At 69.5% G+C, this 20,355-nt stretch carries 18 protein-coding genes, 2 tRNA genes and 1 riboswitch; of the genes, 13 read left to right on the top strand and 7 right to left on the bottom strand.

Going from position 1 to position 20,355, the window contains the following annotated elements; translation table 11 throughout:
- The first annotated feature begins 233 nt into the window (after nucleotides 1-233).
- Nucleotides 234-1,271 carry a 3-isopropylmalate dehydrogenase gene (locus BLT23_RS18890; protein ID WP_090051085.1) on the top strand — a complete coding sequence of 346 codons (1,038 nt, stop codon included), beginning with the start codon at nucleotides 234-236 and terminating at the stop codon, nucleotides 1,269-1,271.
- Between the two features lie 72 nt (nucleotides 1,272-1,343).
- Here the strand turns inward: BLT23_RS18890 and BLT23_RS18885 are convergent, their stop codons facing one another.
- Complete coding sequence (locus BLT23_RS18885) at nucleotides 1,344-1,763, bottom strand: YciI family protein (protein ID WP_090051084.1); 420 nt, start codon at nucleotides 1,761-1,763, stop codon at nucleotides 1,344-1,346.
- A 164-nt stretch (nucleotides 1,764-1,927) separates the two neighbouring features.
- Nucleotides 1,928-2,043: riboswitch (cobalamin riboswitch) on the top strand.
- 36 nt (nucleotides 2,044-2,079) lie between these two features.
- On the opposite strand from BLT23_RS18885, the gene BLT23_RS18880 reads away from it, so the two are divergent.
- The 6 genes from BLT23_RS18880 (at nucleotide 2,080) to BLT23_RS18855 (ending at nucleotide 8,141) form a co-directional block, all read left to right on the top strand.
- Nucleotides 2,080-3,102, top strand: a complete 1,023-nt coding sequence (locus tag BLT23_RS18880; protein ID WP_245744028.1) for a FecCD family ABC transporter permease — start codon at nucleotides 2,080-2,082, stop codon at nucleotides 3,100-3,102.
- Nucleotides 3,102-3,842, top strand: coding sequence for an ABC transporter ATP-binding protein (locus BLT23_RS18875; RefSeq protein ID WP_090051082.1), 741 nt, complete (start codon nucleotides 3,102-3,104; stop codon nucleotides 3,840-3,842). Before BLT23_RS18880 ends, BLT23_RS18875 begins: the two co-directional genes overlap by 1 nt.
- 59 nt (nucleotides 3,843-3,901) lie before the next feature.
- Nucleotides 3,902-4,819 (top strand): ABC transporter substrate-binding protein, encoded by a 918-nt coding sequence (locus tag BLT23_RS18870; RefSeq protein WP_245744027.1) that lies wholly within the window; start codon nucleotides 3,902-3,904, stop codon nucleotides 4,817-4,819.
- Between the two features lie 227 nt (nucleotides 4,820-5,046).
- Nucleotides 5,047-6,645, top strand: a complete 1,599-nt coding sequence (cimA, locus tag BLT23_RS18865; protein WP_090051080.1) for a citramalate synthase — start codon at nucleotides 5,047-5,049, stop codon at nucleotides 6,643-6,645.
- Nucleotides 6,646-6,655: 10 nt separating this feature from the next.
- Entirely contained in the window at nucleotides 6,656-7,414 is a 759-nt protein-coding gene (locus tag BLT23_RS18860) for a fumarylacetoacetate hydrolase family protein (protein WP_090051079.1), read from the top strand.
- 67 nt (nucleotides 7,415-7,481) lie between these two features.
- The gene (locus tag BLT23_RS18855) at nucleotides 7,482-8,141 is read left to right on the top strand and encodes a response regulator transcription factor (RefSeq protein WP_090051078.1); all 660 of its coding nucleotides are present in this window, start codon (nucleotides 7,482-7,484) and stop codon (nucleotides 8,139-8,141) included.
- On the opposite strand, the gene BLT23_RS18850 is transcribed toward BLT23_RS18855, so the two are convergent.
- On the bottom strand, nucleotides 8,131-9,384 hold the full coding sequence (locus BLT23_RS18850) for an FAD-dependent oxidoreductase (protein WP_090051077.1): 1,254 nt from the start codon (nucleotides 9,382-9,384) through the stop codon (nucleotides 8,131-8,133). The two genes, BLT23_RS18855 and BLT23_RS18850, sit on opposite strands and share 11 nt — an antisense overlap.
- 372 nt (nucleotides 9,385-9,756) lie before the next feature.
- Here BLT23_RS18850 and BLT23_RS18845 point away from each other — a divergent pair, with 372 nt between their 5' ends.
- From BLT23_RS18845 to BLT23_RS18835, 3 genes are all read left to right on the top strand, one after another.
- Nucleotides 9,757-10,494 carry an HAD family hydrolase gene (locus tag BLT23_RS18845; RefSeq protein WP_090051076.1) on the top strand — a complete coding sequence of 246 codons (738 nt, stop codon included), beginning with the start codon at nucleotides 9,757-9,759 and terminating at the stop codon, nucleotides 10,492-10,494.
- A gap of 148 nt (nucleotides 10,495-10,642) precedes the next feature.
- A tRNA-Gln gene (locus BLT23_RS18840) sits at nucleotides 10,643-10,714 on the top strand.
- A gap of 121 nt (nucleotides 10,715-10,835) precedes the next feature.
- A tRNA-Glu gene (locus tag BLT23_RS18835) sits at nucleotides 10,836-10,908 on the top strand.
- A gap of 321 nt (nucleotides 10,909-11,229) precedes the next feature.
- Here the strand turns inward: BLT23_RS18835 and BLT23_RS18830 are convergent.
- Nucleotides 11,230-11,931 carry an IclR family transcriptional regulator gene (locus tag BLT23_RS18830; protein ID WP_176946812.1) on the bottom strand — a complete coding sequence of 234 codons (702 nt, stop codon included), beginning with the start codon at nucleotides 11,929-11,931 and terminating at the stop codon, nucleotides 11,230-11,232.
- Between the two features lie 73 nt (nucleotides 11,932-12,004).
- Here BLT23_RS18830 and leuC point away from each other — a divergent pair, with 73 nt between their 5' ends.
- From leuC to BLT23_RS18815, 3 genes are all read left to right on the top strand, one after another.
- The gene (gene leuC, locus BLT23_RS18825) at nucleotides 12,005-13,411 is read left to right on the top strand and encodes a 3-isopropylmalate dehydratase large subunit (RefSeq protein WP_090051075.1); all 1,407 of its coding nucleotides are present in this window, start codon (nucleotides 12,005-12,007) and stop codon (nucleotides 13,409-13,411) included.
- A 2-nt stretch (nucleotides 13,412-13,413) separates the two neighbouring features.
- Nucleotides 13,414-14,016 carry a 3-isopropylmalate dehydratase small subunit gene (leuD, locus tag BLT23_RS18820; protein ID WP_090051074.1) on the top strand — a complete coding sequence of 201 codons (603 nt, stop codon included), beginning with the start codon at nucleotides 13,414-13,416 and terminating at the stop codon, nucleotides 14,014-14,016.
- A 186-nt stretch (nucleotides 14,017-14,202) separates the two neighbouring features.
- The gene (locus tag BLT23_RS18815) at nucleotides 14,203-14,886 is read left to right on the top strand and encodes an HU family DNA-binding protein (RefSeq protein WP_090051073.1); all 684 of its coding nucleotides are present in this window, start codon (nucleotides 14,203-14,205) and stop codon (nucleotides 14,884-14,886) included.
- 748 nt (nucleotides 14,887-15,634) lie between these two features.
- On the opposite strand, the gene BLT23_RS18810 is transcribed toward BLT23_RS18815, so the two are convergent.
- From BLT23_RS18810 to BLT23_RS18795, 4 genes are read right to left on the bottom strand one after another with little or no spacing between them, the layout of a single operon-like run.
- The gene (locus BLT23_RS18810; RefSeq protein WP_245744044.1) at nucleotides 15,635-16,552 is read right to left on the bottom strand and encodes an NUDIX hydrolase; all 918 of its coding nucleotides are present in this window, start codon (nucleotides 16,550-16,552) and stop codon (nucleotides 15,635-15,637) included.
- Nucleotides 16,552-18,852: an RNA degradosome polyphosphate kinase gene (locus BLT23_RS18805; RefSeq protein WP_176946811.1), complete on the bottom strand. Its 2,301-nt coding sequence runs from the start codon at nucleotides 18,850-18,852 to the stop codon at nucleotides 16,552-16,554. Before BLT23_RS18805 ends, BLT23_RS18810 begins: the two co-directional genes overlap by 1 nt.
- 59 nt (nucleotides 18,853-18,911) lie before the next feature.
- Nucleotides 18,912-19,103: a hypothetical protein gene (locus BLT23_RS18800; protein WP_090051070.1), complete on the bottom strand. Its 192-nt coding sequence runs from the start codon at nucleotides 19,101-19,103 to the stop codon at nucleotides 18,912-18,914.
- A 58-nt stretch (nucleotides 19,104-19,161) separates the two neighbouring features.
- A complete protein-coding gene (locus BLT23_RS18795) occupies nucleotides 19,162-20,298 on the bottom strand; it encodes an acyltransferase family protein (protein WP_090051069.1) in 1,137 nt (378 codons plus the stop codon).
- Nucleotides 20,299-20,355 lie beyond the last annotated feature (57 nt).

The raw sequence follows: 20,355 nt of genomic DNA, 5'->3' as shown, positions 1-20,355 counted from the left end.
GAAGGGCCCCGCGTGCTTTCGGGTTGCGGAGCGTGGTCACCCCTTGACGTACCGGAGGTACTGCGGTCGAGTGACACTCGAAAGCGGGGAATGGGCCGTGTGGGTGTCCCGCAGTACGGGAGAGAACACCCCGAAGGGGTGTCCGGCATGCGGCGCGCGGCCGTGGTGCAGGTAGCCTCTCGCGGAGGAAAGTAGTCCCACCAATTGGGGACGGACACCTGGGAGGTGTGTGGATGCGGCTCGCAGTGATCCCAGGAGACGGGATCGGGCCCGAGGTCATCGCGGAGGCCCTGAAGGTCCTCGGCGAGGTCGTTCCGGCGGCCGAGATCACTCGTTACGACCTCGGCGCGGCGCGCTGGCACGCCACGGGAGAGTTGTTGCCCGAGTCGGTGCTCGGTGAGCTCCGCCAGCACGACGCGATCCTGCTCGGCGCGGTGGGCGACCCGTCGGTGCCGAGCGGAATTCTGGAGCGGGGGCTGTTGCTGCGCCTGCGCTTCGAGCTCGACCACCACGTGAACCTCCGCCCCGCCCGGCTCTACCCCGGCGTCCGCAGCCCGCTCGCGGACCCGCCGGAGATCGACATGGTGGTGGTCCGCGAGGGCACCGAGGGCCCGTACGCGGGCAACGGCGGTCTGCTGCGCAAGGACACCCCGCACGAGATCGCCACCGAGGTCTCGCTGAACACCTCGTTCGGCGTCGAGCGGGTGGTGCGCGACGCGTTCGCGCGTGCGTCGGCACGTCCGCGCCGGCACCTGACGCTGGTGCACAAGACGAACGTCCTCACGCACGCCGGTTCGTTGTGGTCGCGCGTGGTGGAGGAGGTCTCGTTGCAGCACCCGGACGTGACGGTGGCCTACCAGCACGTCGACGCGGCCACGATCCACCTCGTCACCGACCCCGGCCGGTACGACGTGATCGTGACGGACAACCTGTTCGGCGACATCCTGACCGACCTCGCCGCCGCCGTCACGGGCGGCATCGGCCTGGCCGCGTCGGGCAACCTGGACGTGACGCGCCGCAACCCGTCGATGTTCGAGCCGGTGCACGGTTCCGCGCCGGACATCGCGGGGCAGGGCATCGCGGACCCGACGGCCGCCGTGCTGTCGGTGGCGCTGCTGCTCGACCACCTCGGCGAGCACGAGGCGTCCCGCCGGATCGAGGCTTCCGTGGCGTTCGACCTGGCCACGCGCGACCACCAGTCGCCGGGCGCGACCTACGCGATCGGCGACCGGCTCGCCGCGCTCGTGTCGTCGAACGTGCGCACGGGCTGAGGCCCCGAGCCAGACGTCGCGAAGCCCCGGCCGGTTCTCCGGCCGGGGCTTCCGGCTTTTCCGGCCACGCGGTCAGAGCTGGCCGTTGGCCTCGCGCCAGGCGCGCTCCTTGCGGATCCACTCGTTGTCCTGCGGGAACTCGTCGATGGTCGGCACCCGGCGGATCTCGGTCTTGAAGCCCGGCCCGGCCAGCGGGGCGCGCTTGGCCCACTCGACCGCCTCCTCCAGCGAGGCGACGTTGAGGATGTAGAAGCCGTTGAACAGCTCCTTGGTCTCGCCGTACGGGCCGTCCGTGACGATCGGCGGCGTGGCGGAGTAGTCGACGACGACGCCCTCCGACGGGTCGGCGAGCCCCTCGGCGGCCAGCAGCACCCCGGCGCGGATCATCTCCTCGTTGTACTCGCCGACGAGCTGGAGCATCTTGTCGAAGTCGACGTCGCCCAGGTTCGCGTAGCCCTCGTCGGTGGCGCGCATGATCAGCATGAACTTCACGGTGTGTCTCCTCCGTCGTGAGCGACCACCTCGGTCCCTCCGCATCCCCAGGTCGAACGGGCCGGGTGCCGGATCGACACGGCCGCGGGAAAAACTTCGAAGATCTTTTCCGATGTCCGCCGGATCCGCTCCCGGCCCGACTCGGGAGGGCGCGGACGCCGGGCTACAGTGATCGCGTCGTGCGTGGGGGAAGACCGGTCGAAGTCCGGCGCTGACCCGCAACGGTAGGTCCCCGGCAACGGGGACGAGCCCGAACACCCGCACGCGGCGTGCACAGCACCTCCGACTCCTGCCGTGGACTGCGGGAAGGGAACCAGTGATCTCCAGGATCAGCGCGCTCGTCTGCGCGCTCGTCGTCAGCGTGGTGGCGGGCGTCGCGCTCGGGCCGGTGCCCGTCCCGTTCGGCGTGACCGCCGAGCTGCTCCGGGCGGCGCTGACGGGTGGCGTCGTCCCCGCCGACCTCGCCGGGCAGTACCACATCGTCTGGGACATCCGGCTGCCACGCGTGCTGCTCGCCGCGGTCGTGGGCGCCGGTCTCAGCGCGGTCGGCGTGGCGATCCAGGCGATGGTCCGCAACGCCCTCGCCGACCCGTACGTCCTCGGCATCTCGTCGGGCGCGAGCGTGGGCGCGACGGCCGTGGCGACCCTCGGCGTCCTCCAGGGCCTGGGCGTCTACGCGCTCTCCACGGGCGCGTTCCTGACCGGCCTCGGCGCCACGGCGCTGGTCTACCTGACCGCCCGCACGAGCCGGGGGCTCACCCCGTTGCGGCTCGTGCTGACCGGAACCGCGCTGGCGTACGGGTTCTCCGCGGTGGCGATGTTGCTCGTCTTCCAGGCTCCGCACGGCGAGGCGGCCCGCAGCGCCATGTTCTGGCTGCTCGGCAGTCTCGGCGGCGCGAACTGGCGGTCGTTGCCCGTCGCCACCGCCGTGACGGCCGCCGGGATCGCCTTCCTCGGGACCAGGACCCGCCAGCTCAACGCCCTCGCGATGGGCGACGAGACCGCGACGACGCTCGGCATCGAGGTCACCCGGTTCCGCACCCAGCTGTTCGTCGTCACCGCCGGCATCACCGGCGTGCTGGTCGCTGTGAGCGGCGCCGTCGGTTTCGTCGGCCTGATGCTGCCGCACCTGACCAGGATGGTCGTCGGCGCGGACCACCGCCGCGTGCTGCCGATCGCACCGCTCGCCGGGGCGTCGTTCCTCGTCTGGGTCGACGTCGCCGCCCGAATGCTGGCCGCGCCGGAGGAACTGCCGCTCGGCGTCATCACGGCCGCGATCGGCGTGCCGTGCTTCATCTTCCTCATGCGTCGCGGGACCTACGTCTTCGGAGGGCGTTGATGCGCCTCGACATCGAGCAGCTGACGGTCCGCGGCATCGTCGAGGACATCACGCTGCACGCGAGCGATGAGGTCGTCGGCATCGTCGGCCCCAACGGCAGCGGCAAGTCCACGACCCTGCGCTGCGTCTACCGCGCGCTGACACCCGACTCGGGCGCGGTGCTGGTCGACGGCAGGAACGTCGCCGGCCGCAAGGACCTGGCGCGTGAGCTCTCCGCCCTGACCCAGGAGTCGCAGGTCGAGTTCGACTTCACCGTGGCCGAGGTGGTGGAGATGGGCCGCCTGCCGCACGCCCGCTCGCCCTCTCGCGACCGGGCGTTGGTCGCGGACGCACTGGCCACAGTGGACGTGACGCACCTCGCGTCACGGAGCTTCCTGAGCTTGTCCGGCGGTGAACGGCAGCGGGTCCTGATCGCACGGGCCATCGCCCAACAACCCCGCGTGCTCGTGCTGGACGAGCCGACCAACCACCTCGACATCCGCCACCAACTGGACGTGCTCGCACTCGTCCGGCGTCTCGGCGTCACCGTGCTGACCGTCCTGCACGACCTGAACCTGGCCGCGTCCTACTGCGACCGCCTGTACGTGCTGGACGAGGGACGACTCGTCGCGTCCGGCACACCGGCGGAAGTCCTCGTGCCTGAGCTGCTGGCGCAGGTGTTCCACATCACGGCGCACATCGTGCGTCACCCCACTTCGGGAGCGCCTCAGCTCCTGTTCGACCAGGAGGTCGTCGCTTGAGAACCGCTCTCGCTGTTGTGCTGGTGGCTGTCACGGGTTGCGGGGCCACGGTCGCTTCCGTGCCGGAGGCGGTGTCACCGGTGACCGTGGTGAACTGCGGCCGGGAGGTCACGTTCGACCGCGTGCCGTCCAGGGTGGTCACCAACGACACCGGCATCACCGAGATGATGTTCGCGTTGGGACTGCGGGACCACATGGCCGGGTACGTGGTCGACGAGGGCAACGCCGTCGACCTCGAAACCTCGCCGTGGAAGGCGGACTTCGAGCAGTCGGCCCGGCTGGCGGACAAGATCTCCGCGGAGGTGGTGCAGGGGGCCAACGCCGACCTGGTGTTCGCCGGGTGGAACTACGGCTTCAGCGAGAGCACCGGGTTCACCCCCGACGCGTTGCGCGGGCTGGGGATCGGCACGTATCAACTGACCGAGGCGTGCCGGAACGGGGTGGGCAAGCAGCGGGGCATCATGCCCGCTTTGGAGGCCCTGTACACGGATCTGCGCAACCTCGGGAAGATCTTCCGGGTCGAGAACCGCGCCGAGGAGCTGGTGTCGGGGTACCAGCGGCAGGTCGAGGAGGCCGGGCGGCTGACCGCGGGCAAGCCGCGGCCGAAGGTGTTCCTGTACGACAGCGGGCAGGACCAGCCGTTCACGTCCGGGAAGAACGCCGCGCCTTCCGACATCATCGGGCGGGCCGGCGGGGACAACATCTTCGGAGACCTGAACGACAGTTGGACCACCGTCAGCTGGGAGACCGTGGTGGAGCGGTCGCCCGATGTCGTGCTGATCGTGGACTACGCGGACGCGCAGGCCAGCACGGCCGCCCGGAAGCAGGCTTTCCTGGAGGGGTTCGCGCCGCTGGCCAACTCTCCGGCGGTGAAGGGGAAGCGGTTCTTCTCGCTGCCCTACGCGGCGTTGGTCGAAGGGCCTCGCAACCCGGCCGCGGTCGAGGCGTTCGCCCGGTATCTCGCCGGGCTGGGGTGAGCCCGCGGTCGCGCCACACCCCGTAGCGGGCGTGACCAGATAGTGGGAGATTCGGTACCGGTGCTTGGTACGCGGGTGCGGGCTGTGGCAGCATCGGCCGCATGGCTCAGCACCTCGCCATCATTATCGCCGAGCGCGTCGGGTAGTGCCTCCCCAGGCACCCGACGCGCAGACCTCTCGCATTCGCGGGGGGTCTTTTTGTTTGCCCGGATGAGGAGAGGATCCCGATGGCCGGCCCCACCGACGAGTTCCACGTCTACGACACGACCTTGCGCGACGGCGCACAACGTGAGGGCATTTCGTACTCCGTCACGGACAAGCTCGCTGTCGCGCGGTTGCTGGACGGGCTCGGGGTCGGGTTCATCGAGGGCGGGTGGCCTGGTGCGCTGCCGAAGGACACGGAGTTCTTCGCGCGGGCGGCGGCCGGGGAGCTGGAGCTCAAGCACGCCAAGCTCGTCGCGTTCGGGGCCACTCGCAAGGCCGGGGTCAAGGTCGAGGACGATCCGCAGGTCAGGGCGTTGCTGGAGTCGCAGGCGCCGGTGGTGACGTTGGTCGCCAAGTCGGATCTGCGGCACATCGAGCGGGCGTTGCGGACTGACACGGACGAGAACCTGCGGATGGTGCGGGACACCGTGCGGTTCTTGAAGGAGCACGGGAGGCGGGTCTTCCTCGACGCCGAGCACTTCTTCGACGGCTACGCGTTCTCGCCGGACACCAGCCTGAGGGTGCTGGAGTCCGCTGTGGAGGGTGGTGCGGACGTCGTCGTGCTGTGCGACACCAACGGCGGGCAGTTGCCGCTGGGGCTTGCCGAGACGGTGGGCGAGGTCGTCCGGAAGACCGGCTTCCGGGTGGGGATCCATTGCCAGGACGACACGTCCTGTGCCGTGGCGAACACCATCGCGGCCGTTCAGGCGGGCGCGACGCACGTGCAGTGCACTGCCAACGGGTATGGCGAGCGGGCGGGCAACGCGGACCTGTTCGCCGTTGTGGGGAACCTCGTGACCAAGCTCGGCATGGACGTGCTCCCGACCGGGGCACTGGCCGAGCTCACCCGCGTCTCCCATGCGTTGGCCGAGATCGCGAACATCGCACCCGACACCCACCAGGCTTACGTCGGGTCGTCGGCATTCGCCCACAAGGCGGGGCTGCACGCGAGCGCGATCAAGGTGGATCCGGAGCTCTACAACCACATCGTTCCGGACATCGTCGGCAACGACATGCGGGTGCTGGTCACCGAGATGGCCGGTCGGGCGAGCATCGAGCTCAAGGGACGTGAGTTCGGGCTCGACCTGACCGGCCGGTCGGAGGAGGTGGGCAACGCGCTCAAGAAGGTCAAGGAGATGGAGGCCAAGGGGTGGTCCTTCGAGGCCGCCGACGCCTCGATGGAGCTGCTGCTGCGGCACGAACTGTCCCAGCTGGACACTCCGCCGTTCGCGCTGGAGTCCTACCGGGTGGTGCTGGACCACCGGTCGGACGGCGAGATCGTGTCCGAGGCCACGGTGAAGGTGCACGTGGCGGGGGAGCGGGTCATCGCCACGGCCGAGGGCAACGGGCCCGTGCACGCTCTGGACGCGGCCCTGCGCAAGGCGTTGCTGCCGCACCTGTCCTGGTTGGACGCCGTGGAGCTGGCCGACTACAAGGTGCGCATCCTCACCGAGCACCCCGGCACGGACGCGGTGACGCGCGTGCTGGTCGAGTCGACGGACGGCGAGCGCGCGTGGACGACCGTGGGCGTGCACGGGAACATCGTCGAGGCGAGCTGGCTCGCCCTGTGCGATGCCCTCGCCCACAAGGCGATGCGCTCGTCGGCGGTCGAGCCGGTCTAAGGTTGACGTCGTGCGTATTGCCAGGATTGCCCACCCGCAAGGCGTTGCCTTCGTCGCCGTCCACGGTGAGGAAGCCGCGGAGATCGCCGAACACCCCTTCGGCACGCCCACGTTCACCGGCCGCAAGTGGCCGCTGGCCGACGTGCGGCTGCTCGCCCCGATCCTGCCGACCAAGATCATCGGTGTGGGGCGGAACTACGCGGACCACGCGGCCGAGCTCGGCAACGAGGTGCCGGCGGAGCCGTTGCTGTTCTTCAAGCCGAACACCTCGGTGGTCGGGCCGAACGTGGAGATCAGGATTCCGGCCGTCTCGGAACGCGTCGACTTCGAGGGCGAGCTCGCCGTCATCATCGGCCAGCCGTGCCGGGAGGTGTCGAAGGCGAAGGCCATGGGCGTCGTGATGGGGTACACCATCGCCAACGACGTCACGGCCCGCGACCTGCAGAAGAAGGACGTGCAGTTCACGCGCGCCAAGGGGTTCGACTCGTTCTGCCCGATGGGGCCGTTCATCGAGACGGAGTTCGACCCGTCGGACGTCCGGATCGTCACCGAGGTCGACGGCGAGGTGAAGCAAGACGGACGTACTTCCTTGATGGTGCACGACATCCCGTCGCTCATCGAGTACGTGTCCGGCATCATGACGCTGCTGCCCGGCGACGTGATCCTCACCGGCACCCCCGCCGGTGTCGGCCCGCTCAAGGCCGGACAGACGGTCTCCGTGACTGTGGACGGCCTCGGAACGCTCGTCAATCCGGTCGCAAATAGGTAGCCGTACGGAGCAATCCGGCGCCCGGCAGGTTACGCGTCGCGGTACCCGCTAGTAACTTCCCGGTGTCATGACGGACCCGGCGTCCACCCGCGTGCTGCTGGTCGACGGTTCGCAGCTCATCACCGAGGGGCTGCGGGTCTCGCTGCACCGCACGCACTGCTTCCGCGTTGTGGGCATCGCCCACACCGTGGCCGACGCTGCGCGCTTCCTGCGGAGCACCCCGGTGGAGCTGGTCGTCACCGACTTCGACGTGCCGGGCGCCGGGCCGCTGCGCACCGTGCGGGACACGGCGCAGTTCCGGCCCGGTGCCAGGGTCGTCGTCCTGTCCAATGCGGACAGTCCGAGCTGGGCCCGCGCGGCGCTCGACGCCGGCGCGGTGGCCTACCTGCTCAAGACCTCACCCGTGGCCGAGCTGCTGCCGACCATCGCCGCCGCCGTCAAAGGCGCGCCGGCCACGATCGACGCGCGGGTGGGGTCGCTGGCGCGTCTGCCCGCGCGGATGCCCCCGCCCGCCTCGCTCGGCCGGCTGTCGGCGCGCGAGTTCGACGTGCTGGCCGAGATGGCGAAGGGCATGGACAACGCGCGGATCGCCCAGCGGCTCTTCATCAGCAACGACACCGTGAAGACCCACGTGAAGGCGATCCTGCGCAAGCTGGGCGCCCGTGACCGCGCCCACGCCGTGGCGATGGTGCTCAGCGAGTCGTCCGACTCGTTCGTCACGACCTGACGATCGTCTGCGGGGCCCTGCGCGCGAAGTCCGGCGCGTGCTCGGGGAGCGGGCCGATCGCGACGAGGTAGGCCGGAACCGTCTGCAGCCAGGGGAAGCGCCGGACGATCCGCAGCGGGGCGGGAACGCCGCTCACCGGGGCACCGTCGCCGGTCACCACCCGCCGCAGGAACCGGTCCTGGACCACCCGCTGCATCGTCTGGATCACCACCGTCGGGAACCACCGGCGGCGGCGCACCCGCGCGAGCCCGGCGCCGGTCAGGGTGCCCTCGCGCAACGGCCTGGCGAGCAGCCGGGCCGCGGCGACCGCGTCCTGGACGGCGAGGTTGATGCCCACGCCGCCGATGGGCGACATCGCGTGCGCCGCGTCACCGATGCACAGCAGGCCGTCGACGTGCCAGCGCTTCAGCCGGTCCAGCTTCACGTCGAGCAGCTTCACGTCGTCGATGCTCGTGATGTGCTCGGCGCGGTCGGCCAGCCACGGCACGAGCGCGACCACGCGCTCACGGAACCTCTCGACGCCTTCCGCGCGCAGCTGACGGTCCGATCCCTTGCGGATCAAGAACGCGCACTGGAAGTAGTCCCCGCGTGGAATGAGCACCAGCGCGCTGCCGTTGCTGAACCGGCCTGCCCCGCCCGTGACCGCGTCGGTCTCCTTGCGCGGCAGGCGGAACCACCACACGTCCATCGGAGCGCCGAACCGGTACACGGGCAGCTCCACGGCGTCGCGCAGGATCGAGGCGCGGCCGTCCGCCGCCACCACCAGGTCGGCGGCGATCTCGCCGGTGTGGCCGTCGGTGCGGTCCCGATAGGTCACACCCGTGACCCTGGTGCCGTTCCTGGTGATCCCGGTGACCTCGGTGCTCATCCGCAGCGTGAACTTCGGCTCCGTCCTGCCCGCGTCCGCCAGCAGGTCGAGGAAGTCCCACTGCGGCACCATCGCGATGTGCTTGTGGGCGCCGGGAAGCCTGCTCAGGTCGGCGATCGGGGTCCTGCCCCCGTCCTCCAGCAGAGCCTCGATCTTGTCGACCTTCTGGTGCGGCACCTGCTCGAACGCCGGACCGAGCCCCAGCTCGTCCATCAGCGTGAGCGTCGACGCGTGCACCGTGTCGCCGCGGAAGTCGCGCAGGAAGTCCTCGTGCTTCTCCAGCACGGTCACCTCCACGCCCCCGCGCGCCAGCAGCAGCCCCAGCACCATCCCCGCGGGTCCGCCCCCGACGACGAGACAGGTCGTCCTCTCCATGTCGATCCCCTCTTTTCAACCTCTGTTGAATTCTCAGGATGCCCCTGACCGCCGGCTGCGTCAAGCTGGGTGACACGGGTGCCCGGACGAGCTTGATCCACAGTGGACCGTCTGGGATACCGGGCCTCGAATCGGTTGCGACGGCTGCGTTTCGTCGGACTCCGAGCTAAGGTGTCGCGCCCGCGTGCCCGACCGTGCGCGGAGTGCGCCTCGCGTCGCCCGACAACACTCGGACGGCCGATTGCTTTCGGCGGTCGGAGGAGCGGCACTGGTTCGTTCGGGGCCTCAAGGTCCGCTTGATCGTGCAAGGACCTGGAGGAATCACCTCGTTAGCCGAATCGGACGAGGCCCGTCCGCACCTAACCTTCCTGGGTGACAACTGCGTCCCCGACTTTCACGCGTAAGAGAACCGGCGAGATCCGCGCTGTCTGCCTGGACGTCGACGACACACTTGTCGACTACAGCACTTCTTCGCGTGCCGCGTTGGCCTCGATGGTCGGTAACGCCGACGCCTGGTCGTTGTGGCAGCGAATCACCGACGACCACGTCTCCCGCCAGCTGGCCGGTGAGCTCCCGTACGAGTCGATGCGCAACATCCGCACCCAAGCCTTCTTCGCCGCCCTCGGTGAGGAGCTCACGCTGCCGGAAGCCACCCGGCGCGAGCTCGGCCGCCAGGAGTTCCTCGCCGCGGGCTGGTGCCTGTTCCCCGACGCGATCCCCACGCTCGACTGGCTGCGCGCCACCGGCCTGCCCATCGCCGCGATCAGCAACGCCTCCGGCCGCCACCAGCGCATGAAGATCGCCCAGCTCGGCCTCTCCGAGTACTTCGACGCGGTCCTGATCGCCGGCGAGGTCGGCTGCGCCAAGCCGGACCGAGTGATCTTCCACACGGCCTGCCTCGCCCTCGGGGTGCCGCCCGGCGACACCGTCCACGTGGGAGACCGCCTGCACGCCGACGCGATCGGCGCGCGCGACGCCGGAATGCACGGCGTTTGGATCAACCGGACGGGGCCGACCGGCGGAACGCTGCCCGCGGGACTGTCCTCGATCACGTCATTGGCGGAACTGCCGGAGCTCCTCGTCTGCGAGCTGTCCGCCGCCACCGCCTGATCTGACCCCTGAGACCGGCCCTCACCTGCGCTTATGCGTGCGGGTGGGGGTCGATTTCACTTCTGGTGGGGGTGTGGTCTAGTATTTCTCCCGGCAGCAACGAGGGCCTCGGAACTCCCCGGAGAACGAAGTCGATCGTGAAAGCCAATGGGGTATGGTGTAATTGGCAGCACGACTGATTCTGGTTCAGTTAGTCTAGGTTCGAGTCCTGGTACCCCAGCTGCTGGCTCCATCGAAACGGTGGGATCGGCGCCAAGAAAGATCCAGCAGTACGAACTGAATAGCCGGATTTGGACCGGACAGAGAGATCTGATAAGGTTCACTCCAGCAAGAAGTTCTAGGGCCCCGTCGTCTAGCGGCCTAGGACGCCGCCCTCTCAAGGCGGTAGCGAGGGTTCGAATCCCTTCGGGGCTACAGAGGTGGGAGAGGCCCGTCAGCGGAAAGCGCTGACGGGCCTCTTTCGCATTGTCTTCTGGGGGCCGAGCCCCCAGACCCCCAGCCGGGCGGGCTTCGCCCCCCGGACCCCCCGACCTGGGTTGGCGGATCGCGCGCATTGGCCTCGCTTCGCGTCGGCTATGCGGGTGGGGGCCTCGCTTCGCGTCGGCGGGTGGGGGCCTCGCTTCGCGTCGGCGATTTCTGGGGCGTGAGAGGGGTCACTTGTAAAGGGCTGGGTATTGCTTTGTGGTTGGACGGCAGTGGCCGCCCCTTGTGCGGGGGCGGCCACATGGTTGGGATTTAGAGGCGGCTTTGTAGGGCTTCTGCGGCTGCTAGTAGGTCTGCTGCCCAGCGGGCTCCTGGGCGGCGGCCCATTCGGTCTATGGGGCCGCTTACGGAGACTGCGGCTACTACTGCGCCGGCTGAGTCTCTTACCGGGGCTGAGACCGAGGCCACGCCTGGTTCTCGTTCGGCTACTGATTGGGCCCAGCCTCGGCGGCGGACTTCCAGGAGGGTTCGTTCTCCGTAGACGGCGTCGGCCAGGACTGCTCGTTGGGTGGCCGGGTCGGACCAGGCGGCCAGGACCTTGGCGCCTGAGCCTGCTGTCATCGGGAGTCTGGCGCCGATGGGGACTGTGTCCCTCAGGCCCGAGGGGGGTTCTGCCGAGGAGATGCAGACTCGTTGCATGCCGTCTCGGCGGTAGAGCTGGACGCTCTCGCCTGTGATGTCGCGCAGGCGTGGAAGTACCGAGGAGGCCGCGTCGAGCAGCGGGTCGGTCGCGCCGCCCGCCAACTCCGCGAGTGCCGCTCCGGGGCGCCAGCGGCCGTCAGAGCCGCGGCGCAGGAGGCGGTGCACCTCCAGGCCCACGGCCAGGCGGTGCGCGGTTGCTCGCGGCAGGCCGGTGCGATTGCACAACTCGGCCAGGCCGCACGGATCTTTTGCCACGGCGTTCAACACGGCCACTGCCTTGTCCAGCACGCCGATCCCGCTATGCTGTCCCACAAGCCGATACTAACTTCCCAGACAGTGAGAAGTCCAGATCTGTCGGCACGTCCATAACGTGGGAGATGTCGCGATGAGCCGCACGCTCGCGGAGAAGGTGTGGGAGGCACACGTTGTGCGCCACGGCAGTGGTGCGGAGCCGGACCTGCTCTACATCGACCTCCATTTGCTCCACGAAGTCACCAGCCCCCAGGCGTTCGACGGACTGCGCCTCGCGAACCGCAAGGTGCGCAGGCCCGACCTGACGATCGCCACCGAGGACCACAACGTCCCGACCGTCGACATCGACAAGCCGATCGCGGACCCGGTGTCACGCACACAGGTCGAGACGCTTCGCCGCAACTGCGCGGAGTTCGGCCTGCGCCTGCACCCGATGGGTGACGTCGAGCAGGGCATCGTCCACGTGGTGGGCCCGCAGCTGGGTCTCACGCAGCCCGGCATGACCGTGGTGTGCGGTGACAGTCACACGTCCACGCACGGCGCGTTCGGCGCGCTGGCGTTCGGCATCGGCACGTCCGAGGTCGAGCACGTGCTGGCGACGCAGACGTTGCCGTTGCGTCCGTTCAAGACGATGGCGATCAACGTCGACGGCGAGCTGCGGCCCGGCGTCACGGCGAAGGACATCATCCTCGCCGTCATCGCGAAGATCGGCACCGGCGGCGGTCAGGGCTACGTGCTCGAGTACCGCGGCAGCGCGATCGAGAAGCTGTCGATGGAAGCGCGCATGACGGTCTGCAACATGTCGATCGAAGCCGGTGCGCGCGCGGGCATGATCGCGCCGGACGAGACGACGTTCGCCTACATCGAGGGCCGTCCGCACGCGCCGTCCGGTGCCGACTGGGACGCGGCCGTCGCCTACTGGAAGACGCTGCGCACCGACGACGACGCGAAGTTCGACGCCGAGGTCCACATCGACGCCGACGAGCTCACGCCGTTCGTCACGTGGGGCACGAACCCCGGTCAGGGCCTGCCGCTGGGCGCCTCCGTTCCCGACCCCGAGCAGATCTCGGACGAGACCGAGCGCGTGGCCGCGGAGAAGGCGCTGGCGTACATGGGCCTGCAGCCCGGCACGCCGCTGCGCGACATCCGCGTCGACACGGTCTTCCTCGGCTCCTGCACGAACGGGCGCATCGAGGACCTCCGGGCCGCCGCGGACGTCATCAAGGGAAAGCACGTCGCTTCCGGAGTGCGGATGCTGGTCGTGCCCGGTTCGATGCGGGTGCGCAAGCAGGCCGAAGACGAGGGCTTGGACAAGGTCTTCCTCGACGCCGGCGCCGAGTGGCGGCAGGCGGGCTGCTCGATGTGCCTTGGCATGAACCCGGATCAGCTCGCGCCCGGTGAGCGCAGCGCATCGACGTCGAACCGGAACTTCGAGGGCAGGCAGGGCAAGGGCGGCAGGACGCACCTCGTCTCGCCCCTCGTGGCCGCCGCGACGGCCGTCCGCGGCACCCTCTCCGCCCCCGCCGACCTGGAGAACTGAGCATGGAAGCCTTCACCACCCACACGGGCGTCGGTGTGCCGCTGCGCAGGTCCAACGTGGACACCGACCAGATCATCCCCGCCGTCTACCTCAAGCGCGTGAGCCGCACCGGGTTCGAGGACGGGCTGTTCGCCGGCTGGCGCGCCGACGAGCACTTCATCCTCAACCAGGAGCCCTTCAAGGCCGGTTCGGTCCTCGTCGCGGGCCCCGACTTCGGCACCGGGTCCTCCCGGGAGCACGCCGTCTGGGCGTTGATGGACTACGGCTTCCGCGTCGTCGTCTCAGCTCGTTTCGGCGACATCTTCCGGGGCAACTCGGGCAAGCAGGGGCTCGTCGCGGCCCAGTGCAGCCAGTCCGATGTCGAGCTGCTGTGGAAGCTGCTGGAGTCGGAGCCCGGCACGCCGGTCACCGTCGACCTCACCGACAAGACCGTTCGCGCCAAGGACTTGGTAGCCCCCTTCGAGATCGACGACTACACCCGCTGGCGCCTTCTCGAAGGGCTCGACGACATCGCTTTGACACTGCGCCACGAGCCCGAGATCAGCGATTACGAGGGCAATCGCCAGACTTGGTTGCCCACAACGGATCCGCTTCCGGCGGTCTGAGAGGGCGCCGGATTCTCCCCTTGAGAGGGGCGAATCCGGCCCCCTGAGTCCCTCGAAGGGGCGCAATTGGCCACGCCACAACGAAAATTTTGGCGTGGCGATTGGTATTTCTCGCGTTTTGGGCCTACCGTTGCGTTCTAGTCGGCCCGACGCTTAGGGCCGTGAGCGTCCTGGGAGGGACTGAAGGTGAACAAGGCCCAGCTCATCGAGGCGCTCGCCGAGCGCCTGGGAGACAAGAAGACCGCGGGTGCTGCTGTTGACGGCATCGTCGATGTGATCGTGCGCAGCGTCAACAAGGGCGAGAAGGTCAACATCACGGGCTTCGGCGTCTTCGAGAAGCGCGCCCGTGCGGCCCGCACCGCGCGCAACCCGCGCACGGGCGAGACCGTGAAGGTCAAGAAGACCAACGTGCCCGCGTTCCGCCCCGGCTCGACGTTCAAGGACGTCATCAGCGGTGCGAAGAAGCTGCCGAAGGCCGTCGCGGCCAAGTCGTCGGCCGCCAAGACGGCCGCCGCGAAGCCCGCGGCCGCCACCAAGGCGCCCGCCACCAAGGCAGCGACGACCCGCGCGACCACCACGCGCACCCGTACGGCCGCGGCCGCCACCAAGGCGCCCACGACCCGTCGGACCACCACGGCCGCAACGAAGACCGCTGCTGCCAAGACCCCCGCCAAGGCGACCGCGACGAAGACCGCCGCCGCCACGAAGACGGCTGCCGCCAAGACGACGACGGCTGCCAAGACGACGGCTGCCAAGGCGCCCGCCCGCAAGACCGCCGCCGCCAAGACCACGGCCGCGGCCAAGCCCGCTGCGAAGACCACGGCCGCCAAGGCGCCCGCGGCCCGCAAGACGGCTGCCAAGAAGAAGTGAGACGGGCCTCCTGAGGGAGGCTGCGACACTTCCGCAACACATGCGAAGGCCCCGGTGTGCGCACACCGGGGCCTTGCTGTGTTTGACGGCCGCCGAGAACTCGCGCTCCCCCCGTACGGGGGAGAGGCCCGATACCGCGCCGGGTGCGGCGTTGCGGGGCCTGGAGAGTTCCCTTGCCAGGGGCCTGGCGGGACTGTTGCCGAGTCTGGTTGGGCCTGGCGAGCCCTCTTGGCCGTGCCCGGGCGTTGAAAGAGCCTTTGCCGGGTCTGGTGGGACTGCTGCCGTGTCGCGTTGGGCCTTTGGGGGATCTGTTGCCGTGTCCTGGTGGGGCTTGGCGGGAACTGCCGGCGGGGCGTTGTGCGGCTCTTGGCGCGGTCCCTTTCGTGCGTCCGGTGGGGCGTTGTGCGGGCTTGGCGGGTGCCTTTCCTGCGTCCCGCGAGGGCGATTCCCGGCGTCCGGGTGGGATCTCGTGCGGTGGGCGCGGGGAGGCTTTCCCCGGCGCGGATGGTGTCCTTGTGTGGGCCTGGTGGGTGCCTTTCCGCGCGACCGGTCGGACCCTCGCGGTGGCCTTTCCGGCGTCCTGCGGAGACCTTGCCGGGGTGGGGTGGGAATCCTCCGCAGGCCAATAGAAATAACGCTTCGCGGGCGTGGGAGCCGGGCCGGCAAAGCGAAAGCGCCGCCCTGCCGGCCCTGTTCGTTGCCTGAGGCGAACTTTCGGGCGGGGGAGGCGGCGCTTGCCGGGAGTGCGTCAGGGGCGGGGCAGCGCGGTGGGCAGGTAGTGGGCCGACACCAGGGTTGGCCAGGTGGAAGGCGCGTCCGATGTGGACCAGGCGTGGAACGGCCTGGTGAAGGCGAGCACCCAGGTGCTGCCCTTCTTGCACGGGAACTCGTCCAGGCGCAGGCCGCCCAGCTCGGCGAGGGTGCGGACCACCGAGGGGATCACGCCGCCCTGCGAGCAGACGACCGCGCGGCCCTCGGTGGTCGCCACCTCCAGCAGGCGCACGACGCCCGCGTCCGGGTCGGGCCAGTAGCCCTCCTCGGACAGCCGCGGCTCCTCCAGCACCTCCACCGCGAGGTCCTCGGCCACACCGGTCACGGTGTCCGCGCAACGGAGCCTGGGAGCCGTGTGGACGCGTTTGGGGGACCACAGGGGAAGCAGCGAGCGCAGTGCCGCCGCCTGCCTCCTGCCCGCGTCCGAGAGGGGACGGAGGTCATCGTCGCCGGTCCACTCGGACCGCTTGCCCGCCTTCGCGTGTCGCACCAGCAACACCAGCAACAGGTCGGCCGGCTGCCGGTCGAACTCGGCGAGCACCTCGCGGTCCGGTTCGTAGGTCAGCAGCGCCGCCGCCTCGGTGACGGGCAGCCAGCGCAGCTCGTCGACCTCCTCGTTGACGGTGAACGATCCGGACACGGCTTCGGCGGCGTAGTAGTCGACGGTCTTGGCCGTGCCCTGCACCGAGTACGACACCTGCCGCAGATGGCGGCCGAGGACGCACGAGAAGCCGGTTTCCTCCTCCACCTCGCGCACGGCGCAGGCGGGAATCGTCTCCCCGGCGTCCAGTTTGCCCTTCGGCAGGGACCAGTCGTCATAACGCTGGCGGTGCACGACCGCGACTTCGACGTCACCGCCGGCATCGCGCCAGAGCACCGCCCCAGCAGCTTTGATCACCCAAGAGCTCCGTGCTTGTGCAGCAGTTCCATCTGGTGGTCGCGGACCGACGTTCCGTCGGACGGCGATGCTTCCCATTCTCCGTCAGAGCGCAGCACCCAGCAGCGCGTGTGCGGGTCGAGCGCCGACTCGAAGACGTCGCTCAGCTGCCGGGTGAGCCGCGGGTCGGTGACGCGCACGGCGACCTCGACGCGGCGGTCCAGGTTGCGGTGCATCATGTCCGCGCTGCCGATCCACCACTCGTCGCTCGCGACGAACCGGAAGACCCGCGAGTGCTCCAGGAACCGCCCGAGGATCGAGCGCACCCTGATGTTCTCGGACAGTCCCTTGATGCCGGGCTTGAGGCCGCAGATGCCGCGCACCACCACGTCGACGGGCACACCGGCCTGGGACGCGCGGTACAGCGCGTCGATGACCTGCTCGTCCACGAGGGAGTTCACCTTGATCTGCACGCCGGAGGTCTCCCCGGCCTGCGCGCGTTCGATCTCGTGGTTGATGCGTTCGACGATGCCCTTGCGGACGCCGTAGGGCGCGACGAGCAGCGAGCGGTACTCGTCCTGGCGGGCGTAGCCGGTGAGGACGTTGAACAGGTCGGTGAGGTCGGCGCCGATCGTCGGTTCCGCGGTGAGGATGCCGACGTCCTCGTAGAGCCGCGCCGTCTTCGGGTTGTAGTTGCCGGTGCCGATGTGGCAGTAGCGCCGGATCGTCGACCCCTCCTGACGCACCACGAGCGAAGTCTTGCAGTGCGTCTTCAGCCCCACGAGGCCGTAGACGACGTGCACGCCCGCCTTCTCCAGCGTGCGGGCCCACTTGATGTTCGCCTGCTCGTCGAACCGGGCCTTGATCTCCACCAGCGCCACGACCTGCTTGCCCGCCTCGGCCGCGTCGATCAGCGCGTCCACGATGGGCGAGTCGCCGGAGGTGCGGTACAGGGTCTGCTTGATGGCGAGCACGTGCGGGTCGGCGGCGGCCTGTTCGATGAAGCGCTGCACCGACGTGGAGAACGAGTCGTACGGGTGGTGCACCAGCACGTCGCCCTCGCGCAGGGTCGCGAAGACGCTCTTGGGCGTCTCGCGCTCACCGAACGCCGGGTGGGTCGCCGGCACGAACGCCGGGTCCTTCAACGTCTTGCGGTCGATGCCGTAGAGCTGCCACAGGCACGACAGGTCGAGCAGGCCGGGCACCGTCACGACGTCGTGCGGGTCGACGTCCATCTCCCGCAGCAGCAGTTCGAGCATGTGCTCGGTCATGTCGTCGGCGACCTCCAGGCGCACCGGCGGACCGAACCGGCGCCGCGCCAGCTCGCGTTCGAGCGCCTGCAACAGGTCCTCGTCGCGGTCCTCCTCGACCTCCAGGTCGGCGTTGCGCGTCACGCGGAACGCGTGGCACTCGATGACCTCCATGCCGGTGAACAGCTCGCCCAGGTGCGCGGCGATGAGCTCCTCCAGCGGCAGGAAGGTGGCGGAGGACGACGACCTGTCCGCCTCGACGCGCACCAGGCGCGGCACGTTGTCCGGTACCTTCACGCGGGCGAACCGCTCACCGCCGCCCTCCGGGTCCCGCACGGTCACCGCGAGGTTCAGCGAGAGCCCGGAGATGTAGGGGAACGGGTGCGCCGGGTCGACGGCCAGCGGCGTGAGCACCGGGAAGACCTGCTCGCTGAAGTAGTTGGAGAGCCTCATCCGGTCGTAGTCGGTGAGGTCGCCCCACGTCACGATGCTGATCTGGTGCTGCTCCAGACCGGGCCGGATCTGGTCGAGGAACGTCCTGGCGTGCTGCTCGACGAGCTCCTGCGAGCGCTTGGAGATCCCCACGAGCTGTTCGAGCGGCGTGAGCCCGTCCGCGCTGCGCACCGTGAGGCCGGTCTCCGCGCGCCGCTTCAGGCCCGCGACCCTGACCATGTAGAACTCGTCGAGGTTCGACGCGAAGATCGCGAGGAACTTCGCCCGCTCCAGCAGCGGCTGGGAGGCGTCCTCGGCGAGCGCGAGCACGCGGGCGTTGAAGTCCAACCAGGACAGTTCCCGGTTGAAGTACCGGTCATCGGGCAGGTCGGTGGGCTGTGAGCTCGACGTCACCGCGGGAGGCGCCGAGGGCACGCCCCTGACCGGGGTCGCCACCGGCTGGTTCGTCCGGGTCTTCGTCCGGGGAGGGTTCGTCGCCCGCCTGGTCGCCGCACGGGGCTGGGGCTGCTTGCGCGTGGCCGCCGCACGCGGGGTCGCCGCTGCGTTGCCGCGCGTGGAGCGGCGCCGAGGGGTGCTCGCCTGACCGTCAGAGTTCTCCGTGCTCACGCCCCGCATTGTTCCCCACTATCGACGCGAGCGCCCCCGTCGAGAACATCGGGCTGATGAACTCTCCGTCACAGAACAGGCAAGCGCACAGCCGTGACGACACCGTCTTCGCTGCGTTCGAGGGTCACCCGCTGGCCGGGCCGCAACAGGCGCCAGCCACCCGCTGTGACGGCCTCGGCACTCACGTCGAGCAGCACGCCGTCGTCGCGCAGGACGACGGCGGAGCCGTCGCTGTGGAAGGTGGACACGGTTGCCTGCACGGCGGGAAGCCTAGACGTCCGGGGAGACCGGCACCCGTGCCGCTCTCCCCGGACGTGGTCACGGCTGGGCCTGACCGGCGGTCGCGAGCCGCGACTCCGGCTGCGCGGCGGGGGAGTGCGCGGGTTCGGCCTTGCGGCGCCCGCGGGCGATCACCCGGCGGCCGAGGTCGATCATCGGGATCTCCACCGCCGCGTACAGGACGCTCGCCAGCACCAGTCCCAGCGCGGTGACCGCGACGGACTGCCCGAGGCCGGACAGCTCGGGCCGGAAGTACCAGATGATCGTCGCCGCGATCGTCTGCACGAGGTAGAGCGAGTAGGAGCGTTCGCCCACGAACTGCATGGGCCTGGTGGACAACGCCGTCGTGGCGGGGCCGGGGGCGACGAGCGCGGCCAGCAGCACCGACGCCGCGAGCGCGTAGACGGGGATGACCAGCACGTGGCCGGGGATGCCGCCGATCCCGTCCAGGAAGCCCGCGATCGGTTTCACGCTCAGGTGCACGGACGCGAACCCGGCGCAGACGACCAGCTGGGCCACCCGGTTCGTCAGCGGGCGCAGCACGGCGAAACCGCGCGGGCTGTGCAGCGCGAGGGCGAGCAGGACACCGGTCAGGATCGAGAAGTAGTGCAGCGGCCAGCCGGGGTTGTTGTGCTCCACGGTGAAGTTCACGAGCACGAGCGCGAGTGCCATGCAGAGCACGACGGCACCGGCGCGGCGCCGGAGCGCGAGGGTGCCCAGCGCGATCGCCACCAGCGGCCAGACGACGTAGAACTTCTGCTCGATTCCCAGCGACCACGACTGCCCGTACGGGCTGTTGCCGGCGAACTCGTTGGTGAACGTGAGGAAGTACTTGAGCGCGGGCCCGATGCCGTTGCTGCTGAACGTGCCCCAGAACGCGGAGGCGACGGCCGTCACGAGGAGCACGACGAAGTAGACGGGCAGGATTCTGAAGCCCCGCCGGAGGTAGAACTCCTTCAACGAGATCCGGCCGGTGCGGTGCTCCTCGCGCAGCATCAGCGTCGTGATGAGGAATCCGCTGAGGACGAAGAACAGCTGCACGCCGGCCCAGCCCTGAAGCTCGTCAGGGCCGCCGTAGTGGAAGAAGACGACGAGGACCGCGGCTATCGCGCGCAGGCCGTCGAGAGCGGGGAATCGGCGCAGCGCCAAGTAGTCGGCGTGCGTCAGCGAACTCATGCAGGTACACCTCTGGCAATGCGTCGGGTGGCGGCGTCGTGCGACGCCGCGGCATCA

This window comes from Lentzea fradiae (genome assembly GCF_900100955.1).
Lineage (GTDB): Bacteria > Actinomycetota > Actinomycetes > Mycobacteriales > Pseudonocardiaceae > Lentzea > Lentzea fradiae.
This window is presented reverse-complemented; position numbering and strand designations above follow the sequence as displayed.